At 51.1% G+C, this 14,436-nt stretch carries 13 protein-coding genes; 6 read left to right on the forward strand and 7 right to left on the reverse strand.

Translation table 11 applies throughout. The features are described from left to right. Nucleotides 1–90: 90 nt before the first annotated feature. Entirely contained in the window at nucleotides 91–342 is a 252-nt protein-coding gene (locus tag AC3WRW_RS28705) for a hypothetical protein (RefSeq protein WP_492549632.1), read from the reverse strand. Between the two features lie 160 nt (nucleotides 343–502). Here AC3WRW_RS28705 and AC3WRW_RS28710 point away from each other — a divergent pair, with 160 nt between their 5' ends. The 3 genes from AC3WRW_RS28710 to AC3WRW_RS28720 all read left to right on the forward strand — a co-directional run bounded on the left by AC3WRW_RS28710 (nucleotide 503) and on the right by AC3WRW_RS28720 (nucleotide 3,877). Then, nucleotides 503–1,318, forward strand: coding sequence for a helix-turn-helix transcriptional regulator (locus AC3WRW_RS28710; RefSeq protein WP_492549633.1), 816 nt, complete (start codon nucleotides 503–505; stop codon nucleotides 1,316–1,318). A 77-nt stretch (nucleotides 1,319–1,395) separates the two neighbouring features. Continuing rightward, nucleotides 1,396–3,030, forward strand: coding sequence for a long-chain fatty acid--CoA ligase (locus tag AC3WRW_RS28715; RefSeq protein WP_492549634.1), 1,635 nt, complete (start codon nucleotides 1,396–1,398; stop codon nucleotides 3,028–3,030). A 4-nt stretch (nucleotides 3,031–3,034) separates the two neighbouring features. Then, entirely contained in the window at nucleotides 3,035–3,877 is an 843-nt protein-coding gene (locus AC3WRW_RS28720) for an SDR family oxidoreductase (protein WP_492549644.1), read from the forward strand. An 81-nt stretch (nucleotides 3,878–3,958) separates the two neighbouring features. Here AC3WRW_RS28720 and AC3WRW_RS28725 read toward each other — a convergent pair whose 3' ends face one another. The 6 genes from AC3WRW_RS28725 to AC3WRW_RS28750 all read right to left on the reverse strand — a co-directional run bounded on the left by AC3WRW_RS28725 (nucleotide 3,959) and on the right by AC3WRW_RS28750 (nucleotide 11,763). Continuing rightward, complete coding sequence (locus AC3WRW_RS28725) at nucleotides 3,959–5,020, reverse strand: Gfo/Idh/MocA family protein (protein ID WP_492549635.1); 1,062 nt, start codon at nucleotides 5,018–5,020, stop codon at nucleotides 3,959–3,961. Nucleotides 5,021–5,064: 44 nt separating this feature from the next. Then, complete coding sequence (locus AC3WRW_RS28730; protein ID WP_492549636.1) at nucleotides 5,065–5,937, reverse strand: carbohydrate ABC transporter permease; 873 nt, start codon at nucleotides 5,935–5,937, stop codon at nucleotides 5,065–5,067. Nucleotides 5,938–5,973: 36 nt separating this feature from the next. Further along, a complete protein-coding gene (locus tag AC3WRW_RS28735; RefSeq protein ID WP_492549637.1) occupies nucleotides 5,974–6,849 on the reverse strand; it encodes a carbohydrate ABC transporter permease in 876 nt (291 codons plus the stop codon). Nucleotides 6,850–6,926: 77 nt separating this feature from the next. Further along, nucleotides 6,927–8,276, reverse strand: coding sequence for an extracellular solute-binding protein (locus AC3WRW_RS28740; RefSeq protein ID WP_492549638.1), 1,350 nt, complete (start codon nucleotides 8,274–8,276; stop codon nucleotides 6,927–6,929). Nucleotides 8,277–8,407: 131 nt separating this feature from the next. Beyond that, nucleotides 8,408–9,970, reverse strand: a complete 1,563-nt coding sequence (locus tag AC3WRW_RS28745) for a response regulator (protein ID WP_492549639.1) — start codon at nucleotides 9,968–9,970, stop codon at nucleotides 8,408–8,410. Next, nucleotides 9,967–11,763, reverse strand: coding sequence for a cache domain-containing sensor histidine kinase (locus AC3WRW_RS28750; RefSeq protein ID WP_492549640.1), 1,797 nt, complete (start codon nucleotides 11,761–11,763; stop codon nucleotides 9,967–9,969). The genes AC3WRW_RS28745 and AC3WRW_RS28750 overlap by 4 nt, the downstream gene beginning before the upstream one ends. 152 nt (nucleotides 11,764–11,915) lie before the next feature. Here AC3WRW_RS28750 and AC3WRW_RS28755 point away from each other — a divergent pair, with 152 nt between their 5' ends. The 3 genes from AC3WRW_RS28755 (at nucleotide 11,916) to AC3WRW_RS28765 (ending at nucleotide 14,260) form a co-directional block, all read left to right on the forward strand. Then, nucleotides 11,916–12,572 (forward strand): helix-turn-helix transcriptional regulator, encoded by a 657-nt coding sequence (locus tag AC3WRW_RS28755; RefSeq protein WP_492549641.1) that lies wholly within the window; start codon nucleotides 11,916–11,918, stop codon nucleotides 12,570–12,572. Beyond that, nucleotides 12,572–13,708 (forward strand): alanine racemase, encoded by a 1,137-nt coding sequence (locus tag AC3WRW_RS28760; RefSeq protein ID WP_492549642.1) that lies wholly within the window; start codon nucleotides 12,572–12,574, stop codon nucleotides 13,706–13,708. Before AC3WRW_RS28755 ends, AC3WRW_RS28760 begins: the two co-directional genes overlap by 1 nt. An 87-nt stretch (nucleotides 13,709–13,795) precedes the next feature. Then, the gene (locus tag AC3WRW_RS28765; RefSeq protein ID WP_492549643.1) at nucleotides 13,796–14,260 is read left to right on the forward strand and encodes a RidA family protein; all 465 of its coding nucleotides are present in this window, start codon (nucleotides 13,796–13,798) and stop codon (nucleotides 14,258–14,260) included. Nucleotides 14,261–14,436 lie beyond the last annotated feature (176 nt).

Here is a 14,436-nt window from a genome sequence, read left to right on the forward strand (position 1 = left end):
TGTTCTAATTATCGAATAGAGTAACTCCAACACTATTATGAATATACAAAACATTCCAGTTACTCTATTCGATAAATTATTAAGCTTTAATTACAGTAAAAGTAGAACCCAACCTCCTGCTTGGATTGCTCCAATTACCCACGTAATGGCCGCTGCCACCGCTGCCCCTGCAACAGCTAAACCCAGATATTTAGCAATATCATCAGCTACCCCTCTTAATTCAGCAAAAAACTGTTTAATTCCATCAATGGGATTGCTACCGCAATACTGATAAGATTTGTTAGTTTTGCTTTCGTAAAATTTATAACAACTCCCTTCTTTATAAGCATGTACATTTAACAAATGTACATAACCAGAAAGTGTCCATAAATTAATATTTTGATGCGGTTTATTCCCAACTATATACAGTATAGTAATTTGGGATTATGCTTGTACATATACCAAATGGTAGTTTTTGTAATTTTTGTCTCGTTAAAAATCATCCATTACGGAGGAATTATATGTGAATTTCCTATCTTTCACATGCCAGCGTTACCATACTTTTTACAAAAGTTTTGAAGATATCGATATGAAACTAAAGATTGACTGGTATCGGATCATTAAAGAACACGACTTAAATTGCGACTCTACCGGATTCATAGCTGAGGCTAATGGCGAATTATTGAAAGAGAATTTATCACTCATAGATTGCGTTCGAAATGTACTCTCAGTTGAAAGGTTACTACCGATAATTCCATATGCCTTTGTTTTAACAACACCCTCAGGGGAAGTAATTGACATTATTTCGGAAGCTGTACCTTCTAACGATTGCAAATTAAAAATCGGCACAAATTTATCTTTGGAGTATGGGGGGATTAATGCGATTTCAGTCTCAATAAAACTAGGTGAAACTGCAGTAATTTGCGGTTCTGAGCATACCTTCTCTTTTTTTTCCAAATGCAATTGCATATGCTCTCCTTTAAGAGCCTGTAACGAGATTGTTGGCTACATTGCACTTGTCTTATCTTCGGAATCAGATTTTCTGTTTGCTCTGCCCTACCTGGAAAATCTGAGCAAATGGTTTGAACACAAATTGGTTTGTTCAGACTCAAATCTTCGTATGAAATATTTAATGGGTTTGCTGAGCAAGTACTTTCTAACGGAAAGAGAGAAAGAAGTTGGACTACTGTGGCTTGAGAATCAAAGCGTGGAACAGATTTCGAAGAATTTATTTATTGCAAAGGGAACCGTTCAGCAAATAATAAAGAAAATATATATTAAAACAGATGTCGATAGTCATGGAAAGTTTATTTGTAAGTTTCTTTCTGAGTTTTACTAGTACTTTTTGGACATATCTTGTCCCTCCTCCCTATATATTTTAAATAGAAAGAACGATTTCTCCGGAGGTGCTTCCATTTGGACAATTACCCGTTAACGCTGCGCTCTCTTTTTGAGCGGTCCCAAACTTTGTTCCCTAAAAAAGAGGTTGTTTCACGGACACTGAACGGCATTCACCGGTATACGTACGCTGACTTTGGCAAACGCGCGAAGAGGCTGTCCAGTTCCCTGCAAGCGCTCGGCGTCAAGCCCGGAGATCGGATTGCCACCTTTGCCTGGAATCATCATTGGCATTTGGAAGCTTATTTTGCCATCCCCTGCATGGAAGCCGTTCTGCATACCGTCAATATTCGCCTCCCCGCCGAACATATCGCCTATATTCTCAATCATGCCGAGGACCGTTTCCTCTTCGTTGATGAGACCTTGCTGCCTATTATTGAAAAAATAAAAGATCAACTAACGACCATCGAAGGCTATATCATCATGACGGATAAAAAGGAGCTGCCGCCTACTTCTTTACAGCCTGTCTATTTATATGAGACCATGATAGAGAGCGGGGATCCTCATTTTACATATCCTGAATATATAAATGAAAGCGCTCCCGCCGGCATGTGCTATACGTCCGCTACAACCGGAAATCCCAAGGGTGTCCTGTACTCGCACCGCGGGATTTATCTGCATTCGCTCACCATCGGTTTGACGGATACGCTGGGCCTCTCAGAACGCGACGCTGTGATGCCAATCGTGCCGATGTTTCACGTTAACGCATGGGGGCTGCCCTTCGCTTCCGTCTGGTTCGGCAGCAAACAGGTGCTTCCGGGACCGGCGCCAACACCGGACATTCTGCTCCGTCTGATCGCAGACGAGAAAGTCACCATTGCGGCAGGCGTGCCGACGGTTTGGACAGCCGCGCTTAAAGCGCAAGAAGCTCTGCAGCTTGATCTGTCTTCCTTGCGCGCCGTAGTCTGCGGCGGATCTGCCGCCCCGCGTTCACTCATTGAAAGCTATGAGCAGCGGCTGAAAGTGCCGTTCTTTCACGCTTACGGCATGACCGAAACGTGTCCGCTTGTGACGGTTGCCCGGCTAAAGAGCTATCAAGACGAGGCTCCGTTAGATGATCAATACGATACGCGGGCGATGCAGGGGCTGCTGGTGCCCGGGCTTGATATGAAAATTGTCGGACCTCGGGGCGAAGTCGCTTGGGACGGTAAAGAAATGGGCGAAATTTGGCTGCGCGGGCCTTGGGTCGCGACAGAATACTACCAAGACGTTCGAACTGCCGAGACTTTCCAAGAGGGCTGGTTCCATAGCGGCGATATTGCGGTGATCAACAGCGAAGGATTCGTAAAGCTGGTGGACAGAGCCAAAGATTTGGTCAAAAGCGGCGGGGAATGGATTTCATCCCTCGATTTGGAGAATGCGCTAATGGCCCACCCGAATGTTTTTGAGGCTTGTGTCATCGGCGTGCCGCATCCCAAATGGGATGAGCGGCCCCTCGCCTGCGTCGTCCTGAAGGACGCTGCGCTGCAAGCCGGCGACAAAAAGGATTTGCTCTCTTTTATCGAAGACAAATTCGCCAAATGGTGGATTCCGGACGATGTGGTTTTCCTTCATGAAATCCCCCGTTCCTCGGTAGGCAAATTCATGAAACGCGAGCTGCGCGAGCAGTATCGAACCTATTTCTCAGGAGAATTTAAAAATGAAGGGCAGTGAAGATATGTTCGATGCATCTTTGTTGAAAGATAAAGTCATTCTCATTACTGGCGGGGGCACCGGACTGGGGCGCGCTATGGGGGAGCGCTTCCTGGAGCTGGGGGCGCGGCTCGCAATTACTAGCCGTCGCGAGGAAGTGTTGGCTAAAGCCGCTGCCGAAATGGGCGGCGAAGTGTTCTACAAAAGCTGCGATGTTCGCGATCCGCAGCAAATCGCAGAGATGGTGTCCGCCGTGGAGCAGCATTATGGCCGGATTGATGTGTTGATTAACAATGCGGCGGGCAATTTCGCCAGTCCTACGGAGAAGTTGTCTCCGCGCGCAGTTGATGCGGTGCTGAATATCGTCCTTCACGGCACGTTCTACACCACGTTGGAAGTGGGCAAAAGATGGATCGAGCAAGGCGGCGGCGGGACGATGCTGAACATCGTCACCTCCTATGCCTCCACCGGCTCGGCCTTCGTTGTGCCGTCGGCGGCGGCGAAGGCCGGCGTGCTCGCCTTGACGCGCTCGCTTGCCGTCGAGTGGGCGCGCCATGGCATCCGGCAGGTCGCTATCGCGCCGGGGCTTTTCCCGACCGACGGCGCTTGGAGCCGATTGGCTCCTACGCCCGAGCTGTCGGGGAAGCTGCTGAACCGCGTGCCGCTGCGGCGGGTCGGAGAAAAAGATGAGCTCGCGAACCTCGCGGCTTATCTGATTTCGGACTACGCCGGGTACATCAACGGCGAAGTCGTCACGATCGACGGCGGCGAATGGCTGCAGGGCGCCGGGCAGTTCAACGATCTGCTCGAGGTAACCGAGGAGCAGTGGGTCGGCCTTGCGGAAATGACGCGCAAGGGGAAGTCATAGGCGTGGCCCGCGCGGACGAGCCAAATAAAATCGCCACCCCGCAAGGCCTCAAGGCCCGCAGGATGGCGACTGATCTACGTTTTAGTCAAAATAAACTTCGATGCCCTTTTCGCTCGACTCATAAATCGCGCACAAGATTTTGGTCAATTCCACGCCGTCCCGGACAGGTGAAATCAGCTCTGCACGGCCTAGGCAAGCCTGCACGAAATGGTCGATTTCATTGCGGAAGCCGTCCATGAACTCGAACGACGGATGATCGATCTGCGGCGTGACATTGATGATCGTGTCGTGCTTCTCGCTCACGATGCTGAATTCCGGCTCGATCTCAGCTCCGCCCCGGTCGCCGTAAATCTTCACCGCGAATTCATTCTTCTTCGCGTGCAGGGTGAAGGAGACGTCGACCATGAGCGACGCGCCGTTCTCAAACCGGATGAGCGCATTAGCCATGTCTTCCACAGTATTCCGAGAGGCATCGTAATCCGCTGCCTTATAGAAGTTCAAGTTCTTAATATGCGAACGGTTGCCCAGCTTCGTATACGTGTTCCCGCTGACCGATTTCACCTTCGGCCGTCCCATCATGTACCAGCATAAGTCGATGACATGAATGCCGATGTCAAAAAGCGGACCGCCGCCAGCCCGCTCCTTGTCGGCGAACCAGCCGCCGGGGTTGCCCAACCGGCGCAAGTACGAAGCCTTGGCGTAGTACACCTCGCCAAGCTCGCCTGCATCAATGAAGCGGCGCAGCACCTGCGCATTCGTGCCATAGCGGCGGACGAATCCGACCATCAGCAGCTTGCCGCTGCGGCGAACGGCCTCCTCGACGAGCAAAGCTTCTTCAACGGTCGTGCAAAGCGGCTTCTCGCACAGCACATGCTTGCCCGCCTCCAGCGCAGCGATGCTCAACGCGCCGTGCGTGTTGTTCCACGTGCAGATGCTCACCGCCTCGACCTCCGGATCAGCGAGCATCTCACGATAGTCGGTGAAAGCCACCTTCGCCCCGTACTTTTGAACAGCCGCGCGCGCCCGCTCTTCGTTCATATCGACGATGCCATAAAGCTCGACTTCAGGATGCTCCATATATGAGGTCAAATGTGCGTCGGAAATGGAGCCGGCGCCGATCACCGCTACTTTTAATTTCGTCATGATGTCCCTCCGATAGACGATGAATGCCGTATCTTTTTGCAAACTTAGCCTTTTACAGCCCCCGCCGTCATGCCTTTCATAATCTGCTCCTGGAATAGCAAGAACACGACAATAGTCGGCAGCACGGCAATCGCCAGCGCGGCCATCGTCAGCTCGTAATCGGTCATATACCCTGTAGCAAAAGCGGACAGGCTCAACGGAACGGTCTTCAGCGCAGGCTTGCTGATAAATACCAGCGCAAATGCAAAGTCATTCCAAAACCGCAGAAATCCTAAAATCGCAACCGTCGAAAGCGCCGGCAAGCTCAGCGGCAGCATCATCCGGAAGAAAATCCCCCAATAGCCCGTTCCGTCGATCAAAGCCGCTTCCTCAATCTCTTTGGGGATGGTGACCAAATAAGCGGCAACCACGAAGATGGCTAGCGGAAGTTCAAAAGCCGTATAAGGCAGGATAAGTGCGCCGTACGTATTGAGAAGGCCGACTTTTTTCATGATAATAAAGAGAGGAACTAAAGTGCTGTGAATCGGAATGAGCATGCCGAGCAGGAATAATCCCATGAAGAACGGCTTTAATTTGAACTCAAACCGCGATAAAACAAAGGCTGCCAGCGCACCCAGCACTAATGTCAGCACCAGAGAGGCAATCGTGACAACGGTGGAATTCCATAGCGAGAGACCCATGCCGGATACTTTCCAAGCCCGGACGATATTGTCCCATTTCCAAACCGTAGGCAGCAAAAACGGCCGCGAATAAAACTCTTCATTCGACTTTAACGCACTCATAAATAACCAAATGAGCGGGTACAACGTAACTAGCGCGTACAAGCTAAGCAAAATATTAACGACGCCTCGCGTCCAAGCTTTCCTTTTCTTACCTCCAGCGGGAAAACCCGTCTGCATCGATACAACCTGCTCCATAGATGTCCCTCCTGAGAGAACTCTTTTCCTTGATTTCTAACGATAATCCCGCTTCATAAGACGTTGGCTGCCTACGATCAAAATTAAGCTAAGAATGATGATGGCTGTGGAAATCGCGCTTCCGAAGCCGAAACGATACACATTGAAGGTACTGTTATACATGTAGGAAGCAAGCAATTCGGTGGAATGCGCCGGTCCTCCGCCCGTCATCACGTAGATGAGGTCGAACGCCTTCAAGCTTCCGGAGATGCATAGCACAACCGCCACTTTAACGGTATCCCAGATCATAGGCAGCGTGACCGCAAACAATTTGCGGACCGGGCCCACGCCGTCGAGCTGCGCAGCATCTTCGATCTCCGGCGAAATATTTTGCAATGCCGCAATAAACATAATCATGTAAGGCCCAATATAATTCCAGATGATCGGCACCATGAGGGCGTACATCGATACTTTCGGATCGGAAAGCCAAGCTTTCTTCCAACTGTCAAGGCCGACGCCTTCCAGCAAGAAGTTCAAAATACCGATTTGCGGATGATAAATGTAGCCCCAGATGATCCCGACAACGACAGAGGAGAGCACCATCGGCATAAAAACGGACGCACGAACAGCGCGTTGGAAAAAAGTACTCTTCATAAGCAAAAGCGCTAAAATCAAGGCAATCGGCACTTGACCGAACACGGATGCTGCAACGATCAGCATGTTGTTTTTAAAAGATTTCCAGAAGATTGGATCTTTGAATACTTCTACATAGTTGTCTAAACCGATAAATTTGGCGGCTCCGATCCCTTTCCAGTCGAAAAAGCCATAGTAAGCTGACCAGAAAATCGGCACGATGACAAAAAACAGATAGAGCACTAAGGCCGGAAGAAGCGCTATAGTAATGAATCCTCTGATTCTTGCGGATACGGTCATGACTTAACTTCCCCCCTTGCTAACTTTTTTGAAAAAAGGGCTCCAGCCGGGCTTGGCTGGAGTCCTGTGGCCACACGTTATTTGCCGACGGCTTTCGCCTGCGCATCTTGAATTTTCTTGGCAATATCCTCCGGCTTGCCGCCCATGAGGAGCTCTTGCAGACCATTGTTTACGACATCGGCACTAGCGGAGCTAAGCTTGCCATCGTAAACCGGCGTTTTCTTCACAGTGTTCATCATTTTGTACACTTCTGCGAACAAGGAGGATACTTTCGTCGTATCCAGGTTTACTTTGTAGGACACAAGCTGATTGCTTTCCAGAATTGCTTTCTGTGCTTCCGGACCGGACAGCGCGTAGATCAGCTCATAAGCCGCAGCTTTCTGAGCGCCGCTTACTTTCTTGCTCATTCCAAGACCTGTACCGACTACGCCGGATAGGGAGTTTGGATCGCCTTTGCCGTTAGGAACGGATGGCAGAACAGTTACAGCCAAGTTAGCCAGCGCTTCTTTGGACGTATTCGCTGCCAAGTTCGGAAGCGCCCAACCGCCATCGATCATCATAGCCGCTTTGCCTTGCGCGAACATTTGTTCCATTTGCGTATTGTCGATGGAGTTAAAGCCCTCTTGGAACGCGCCTGCTTTGCCAAGCTGCTGGAGGTAAGTCAACGCCTGCACGAATTCAGGATCCGTGAATTTAGCGCCTTTTTGATCTACAGCGTTCAAGAACCATTCTGTTCCTGTCACACGGTCAGCCAGCGAGCTAAGAATACTCGATTGCGCAACCCATGCCGCTTTGTTGCCCAAGGCGATTGGCGTTACATTGTTCTTTTTGAACGTTTCTACCAGTTTCATGAGATCATCCCATGTTTTTGGCGGCTGAACGTTATATTTGTTAAAGATTTCTTTGTTGTAGTAAAGGATCGACGTTGGCGACAAGGCCATTGGCGCACTGTACGTTTTGCCGTTGATGGTGAAATCGTCGAACGATCCCGGCATGAAGCCGTTCTTCCACTCGGTTTTGCTGTCGAGCAGTTCATTGATCGGCTGAATCAAGTCGCCACCGACGAATTCCTTCGTCATAACACCCGGCCACATCACGAACAGATCAGGCATTTCATTGGCTGCAGCAACCGTTTTAAGACGCGGACGGTAGCCATCGGGTGGGATCCCCTGAATATCCAGCTCTACATTCGGGTGGTCTTTCTTGAACTTCTCCATATATTCACGCATCAATTTGGCGCGAAGATCTTCACCTGTATAGTTGTGCCAAATCGACAGTTTAACTTTCTCAGCAGGCTTAGCTGCATCCGTCGACTTAGGCGCTGCGCTATTGTTGGCTGCTGTATTCGTTGTGCCGCTAGCGCCGCAACCGGCTAACAGCGCCAATGACAATGTCGCCGCCAGTGTAACGATAAATGACTTCTTCATACGTTTGGACCCCCTAAAAGTTTTCGTAAAAACTTACTCTCTAGCTAGCTTGTTACAACTTTAGTATAGGGGACAATTTCAGGAGGCGGTACGGGAGAGACTTCGGCCCAAGGGGGGACATTTTTCAGTCTTTAGACTTTGTCGTCGTCCCCTGCCGATCCTTGCCGATATTCGGAAGGCGTTTGTCCGGTATGCTTTTTGAACTGCTGTGTAAAATATTTGATGTCTTCATACCCGACTCGTCTGGCAATATCGCTGACCTTAGTTTGCGTGCTCTGCAGGAGATCCACAGCGCGCTTCATTCTCTCCTGCGTCACAAATTCGATATACGTGCAGCCGGTTTCCCGCTTGAATACTTCGCTGAAATGATTCGGATTAATATGGACAAAGCCCGCCACCTGCTGCAGCGAAATGGGCTGATGCAGATTGTCGCGGATATACGCGATGGATTTGTACACATACGCATACTTGCTCTGATCCACTCCTTGATGAAAAAGGTTCATGACCGCCGTGAGGATTTTAAAAATCTCCTCCTCCGGGCGCCCCTCTCCTTCATAAGCAGGCAGCGTGCTGAGAGATACTTGCGCCGAATTGGCCCGCTCCAGCCAGCGGTGGCCTGCGATGATCATCGACTGCAGATAGCCCTGCACCGTCATCGGCGTCGCCAGAGCATCCTCCATCAGCGCGCGCACTTTCTGGTTTACCCAGTGGCGCAAGTCTGTCGCATTGCCGCTGAGCAGAATCGCCGTGAGCTCGGCCTCCTCCTTCTCGGTCAGCACCGTGCGGCCCCCGCTGCGCTCCCGGATATCCGCCAGCGTGAAGAGCCCTTGCGGACCGAGGAGCCCTTGGTACGCAAAAACTTCTTTCGCCGCGTTGTAGGAATCCCTCAGAGTCTCATAATCCTGCGCAAGCGTTCCCAGCGCCGCAAAAGCCGTGCATTTCAGCGTATCGGTTACCCGCTTCAGCGCTCCTTTCAGCCCGGCTTGATCCGTGCGGCCTGCTTCATAGCGGACAACGAGCAGCAAATGCTCCTTGTTCATGAGCGTCACGCACGGGAGCAGCTCGTAGAGAATATTTTCCGCCGCGCCTTGCAGCAGCTCCGTAATCCCCGCTTCCCAACCCGCAACGGAAACGAGCATCACTTGCATAGCCGCAGCCGCGCCGGATTCCGGAAGAACGTCTACGCCATTTTTCTGGAACCATACCCGCAGCTGCTCTCTGGCTTCCGCGTCGTCGTGCAAGCCGCGCTTTAACGCCCGTTCCAATAATTGGTTGCGCAGCGCAGCCTGCTGAAGATTATCCTGCTTCACCGTTTCCCATTTATCCATAACGTTCTGCTTCGCCTTCAGCGCCGCTTTAATAATTTCTTCCGGACGGCTTGTCTTCAGCAAATAATCGGTTACCCCTTCGCGCAGCGCCTGCTGGGCATAGGTGAAATCGTCATACCCCGTCAGGATGACGATCTCCGTATCCGGCAGCAGCGCCTTCACTTCACGGGCAAGCTCGATCCCGTCCATCCCCGGCATACGAATATCCGTCAGCACAATATGTGGCTTTTCTTCCGGAATTCGCTCTAGAGCCTCTTCCCCTGAGGATGCGGCAGGCAGCAGCTCCAGCCCGAGCTCCTTCCAATCGATAACGGTACAAAGACCGGTCCTTATAATGACTTCATCATCTACAATCAAAATTCTCATGTCGCCAGCTCCCCTGTCCCAAGCGGAATTGAAAATGTAATACGCGTTCCAGTACCTGAGGTACTTTCAACAACAAGGCCCGATCCGAGGCCGTAATGCAGCAGCAATCGCCTGTGTACATTAATCAGTCCATAAGAGGTCACCGGCAGCTTCGCTTCCTTCGCCACTTCCGTTAGCATCCCCAATTGATGGTTGGCCGCAGCGAGCTGTCCATGAATGTCGCGCAGCTTCGCTTCATCCATCCCGATGCCCGTATCCTCCACAACGAATTTCATTTGATTATCGCGCAGTTCGCCATGTACGTAGACATTCCCTTTTACCTTCTTTTTCTGAATGCCGTGAATGAGGCTGTTCTCAATCAACGGTTGAAGCAGCAGCTTCAGCATCATCGTTTGCAGCATTTCAGGATCGATAAAGAATTCAATCTCGAATTGATCCGGAAACCGCATGGACTGGATATAGGCATAGTTCTGGGCGTGCGAAATCTCCTGCTGAACCGCGCAGAACTCCTCCCCCTTATTCAGGCTAAAACGCAGGAAATCGCTGAGCGCGCCTATCATTTCCGCAATTTGCCGATCCTTGTTCATCAAGGCGATCCAGTGGATGGAGGAGAGTGTATTGTACAAAAAATGCGGATTAATCTGCGCCTGAAGCGCCAAAATGTCCGCTTCCTTTTTCTTCGCCTCATTCTGCTGCACTTGATCCTTCAGCCTGCCGATCCGTTCGCTCAGCTTATTATAGCTATGGACGAGCAGCCCGACTTCGTCGGCGCTTTTCACCTCATAGGTCGGAATCGCCTCGTCCGGGTTCAAATCTTTTAACGATTTGGTCAGCTTCGTGAGCGGTTTCGTCACCCATTGCAGGAAGTAAAGCACCAGCCCCATGGCCAGCAGCAGCGCAATTGCAATCGTCACGGCGGTTACCGTAAGCACATAGCCATTTTGTTTCTGATAAATTTCTGTCGGAATGAAGCCGACTAATTTCCAGCCTAGACGGGGCATCGAACTATACAGAACCGTATGCGGCAATTCTCCTCTAGGCACGTTCAACACGCCGCTCGTATCGCCCAGCTTGCCTAAATTCGGAAACACGTCTGCGACACTCTGTGCCAACCAGCCCGGTTCGCCTCCGGCGATAATTTGGTTGTATTGGTCCGTCAGCATCACAAAACCGCTGCTTTCCCAGCCCGCATCCGTCAAATAATGCTCAATCTCCGCTTGATCGAGTGAAAAAGCGAGCGTTCCGATCGTCTTGAACGTACTCACATCACGAATCGGCCTGACGAGCGTAATCACTTTCTTGGGTCCGTCCGTTGTTTGGTTCACATAAAGCGGCGACCACCATTTGGCCGTCGATTTGTAAACGGATTCATACTGCTGCAAAAGCGGTGGTAATCCCGACTTCGTAATCGTCGTTGTAAACAGAACCGGATTGCCGTTTTTCGGTGTGATCGTAATGTTGGATATATATTTTTTGGAATAGGATAAGTTCCATAAGGTACCGACAATGAGCGAATAGCTGTTGACGTCCCCTTCTTTGTTGGTTAAGTAGGTCTGAATATCCTTTTGTCCGATGAGGAAAATCGACATGTTCTCCACGTCTTGAATGACGAAGTCCAGCTTGTCCGTTATTTGTTTCAACGTATTCATACCGGCCTGCTTCGCCTTATCTTCCGTCACGGATGTCGCAATGCGGTAGGAAACGGTCCCCATGGAAAGCAGCGGCAATACGACGGCGAGCAAAATAATAAAAGACAGCTTGCGTTTCAGGGACTTGGCAAACCAGCGTCTCATGGGTAATCCCCCTCCTTTTTTCTTTTACATAGTAGCATGTGCAGCGTTTGAAAATCATACTTTTATTCAGGGGATCAAACTTTTCGTTTGAAATCTCAACAAAGTATGATACCATTTGGCTCAGATCCATCTTTATAAGGGAGAATTTGGGTATGGAATCCATTCAAGATGAATTTGAATTTTTAACCGATCTTGTGACGGGGCTTGCGGCACAGTTCGGGGACAACTGCGAAGTCGTCCTGCATGATTTGACCGGTTCGTACGAAAGCACCATTGTTGCGATCGCCAACGGCCACGTTACGGGACGCAAGGTCGGAGATCCCGGCACCAATCTGGGATTGGAACTGCTGCGGGGAAATCATGTCAACGGCAGCAAAACGAACTATTTGACGCAAACCAAAGACGGGCGCATTCTGCGCTCCAGCTCGACGTATATGAAAAATAAAGCCGGCCGCATCATAGGCTCGCTATGCATCAACTATGATATAACAGAACTGATGATCGCAGGCAAAACCTTGCAAACCCTGATCAATCCCGGGGAGCAAGCCCCAGTGAAAGAATCGTTCGTAACGAGTGTCAGCGAGCTGCTCGACGCCCTCATTCAAGAAGCACAGGAGCAGGTCGGCAAGCCCGTTGCCGTTATGGCCAAGGATGACAAAATGCGCATGATCCGGCTTCTAGACGACAAAGGCGCGTTTCTGATCAAAAAAGGCGGCGAGAAAATTTGCGCCTATCTGAATATTTCAAAGTATACCCTCTACAGCTACTTGGAAGAAAGTAAAAGTGCCGCGAAAGAGAGTGATGCGTGATGACTGAACGATTAGTGGAATTGGAAACCTTAGAAACGCCATGTCTCATTATTGACGCTCAGCGGATGGATCGCAACATACAATCTATGGCCGAAAAGATACGCAGCCTGCGGGTGAGCCTGCGGGTGAGCCTGCGGCCGCACGCGAAGACGCATAAAATCCCTGCTATAGCGCTTCAGCAGATCGAGGCCGGAGCTGCCGGCATTACGGTCGCCAAAGTCTCCGAAGCAGAGGTCATGGCAGCTCATGGCATTCGCGATATTTTCATCGCTTATCCCCTTGTCACCGCAAGCAAAATCGAACGGGCGATTCGGCTCAGCCAGCAAATCGAGTTGATCGTCGGCGTCGATAGCTTAGCGGGCGCTCAACTGCTGGAGAAGATTGTCGGCCGCCATGGACACACGCTGCAAGTCCGCCTGGAGATTGACACGGGTTTGCGCCGCACCGGTGTCCTTTACGAGCAGGCGTCTGAGCTTGCGGCGGAAATCACGCGCATGCCGCACCTGCGGCTGACCGGCATCTACACCTTCCGCGGCTCCCTGCTCGCCGGCAAGCCGACGCTTGACGTAGCGGCAGCCGGCAAAGAGGAAGGCACGCTGATGGTACAGCTTGCCGAGCGCCTTAGAGCGCAGGGCATCGCGATCGCGGATGTCAGCGTTGGCTCAACGCCGACGGCTCTCTATGCCGCTGCGGTGGAAGGCGTGACCGAAGTGCGTCCGGGCACATACGTGTTCCACGACCGGATGCAGGCACGACTAGGCGCTTGCAGCCTTGAGGACTGCGCAGGCAGCGTGCTCGTCACCGTCGTCAGCCGGCCGTCGGAAGATCTCGCCATTGTCGACGGCGGCAGCAAAACCTTCGCCACCGACATTCAGCCTGGCACCGATCCCTTGCAGCTGCAGGGCTTCGGCCATATTCTAGAGCTGGCGGATGCACAGCTCGTTCGGTTAACCGAGGAGCATGGCATGATCGAGCTCGGACCGCAAGCTCAAGCCGCCAATTTACGAATTGGCGACAAGCTGCGCATTATTCCTAATCATATATGCAGCACCGTCAACCTGCACAATCATGTCATGATGCAGCGCGGTCAAACTTATAAGCGTGTGCCTGTGCTTGCACGGGGCATGTTGGAGTAGAAGAATTGAGCCGCCTAGCATCACCGTCCGACCAATATCTCATCGGCAGAGGGCGAGCGGCTATATATAGACTTGGAGGTCAATAGGATGTCGAACATTGAACAGCGCCTGCAAGAACTGGGCATCACGCTCCCTGCATCCCCGGAGCCGCGCTTCACCTATATTCCTTGCAATCAGACAGGGAATCTCGTTTATTTATCCGGCCAGGATTGCCGGATTAACGGGGAACTGATGTACGAGGGCAAGCTTGGCCGCGAAGTCACGATCGAGCAAGGGCAGGCAGCCGCACGCCAAACGATTATCAACTGCCTGGCTGTGTTGAAAGGGTATTTGGGCGATTTGAATCGCGTGGTCAAAATCGTAAAAATGCTCGCTTTCGTCAACAGTGCGCCGGGCTTTGGCGATCAGCCGTATGTGATCAACGGGGCATCGGACTTGTTGGTGGCTGTGTTCGGCGAGAACGGCCGACATGCCCGCTCCGCCATCGGGACGAGCGACCTGCCTTTTCATACACCGGTGGAGATTGAACTGATCGTTGAAGTGCGCGATTAATCGCTAGTGGCGTGAGGCATTTTGCGCGGGAGCCTCTTTAAAGGAGGCGTCATTTAACGGGAAGAACTCCCGTTATTTCGCTCTTTCAACGTTTATTCAGGTAGCGTCAAGAAGTTTGTGTATTAGGTCTTGTAGGGTTATTCATCGGGACGATGAATAGGTTTGTTGTCTGAACG

Source organism: Paenibacillus sp. FW126-R14 (assembly GCF_058789495.1).

Coding starts and splice junctions, on each gene's coding strand:
- AC3WRW_RS28720 (WP_492549644.1), top strand. CDS start 3,035: ATGTTCGATGCATCTTTGTTGAAAGATAAAGTCATTCTCATTACTGGC.
- AC3WRW_RS28725 (WP_492549635.1), bottom strand. CDS start 5,020: ATGACGAAATTAAAAGTAGCGGTGATCGGCGCCGGCTCCATTTCCGAC.
- AC3WRW_RS28730 (WP_492549636.1), bottom strand. CDS start 5,937: ATGGAGCAGGTTGTATCGATGCAGACGGGTTTTCCCGCTGGAGGTAAG.
- AC3WRW_RS28735 (WP_492549637.1), bottom strand. CDS start 6,849: ATGACCGTATCCGCAAGAATCAGAGGATTCATTACTATAGCGCTTCTT.
- AC3WRW_RS28740 (WP_492549638.1), bottom strand. CDS start 8,276: ATGAAGAAGTCATTTATCGTTACACTGGCGGCGACATTGTCATTGGCG.
- AC3WRW_RS28745 (WP_492549639.1), bottom strand. CDS start 9,970: ATGAGAATTTTGATTGTAGATGATGAAGTCATTATAAGGACCGGTCTT.
- AC3WRW_RS28750 (WP_492549640.1), bottom strand. CDS start 11,763: ATGAGACGCTGGTTTGCCAAGTCCCTGAAACGCAAGCTGTCTTTTATT.
- AC3WRW_RS28755 (WP_492549641.1), top strand. CDS start 11,916: ATGGAATCCATTCAAGATGAATTTGAATTTTTAACCGATCTTGTGACG.
- AC3WRW_RS28760 (WP_492549642.1), top strand. CDS start 12,572: ATGACTGAACGATTAGTGGAATTGGAAACCTTAGAAACGCCATGTCTC.
- AC3WRW_RS28765 (WP_492549643.1), top strand. CDS start 13,796: ATGTCGAACATTGAACAGCGCCTGCAAGAACTGGGCATCACGCTCCCT.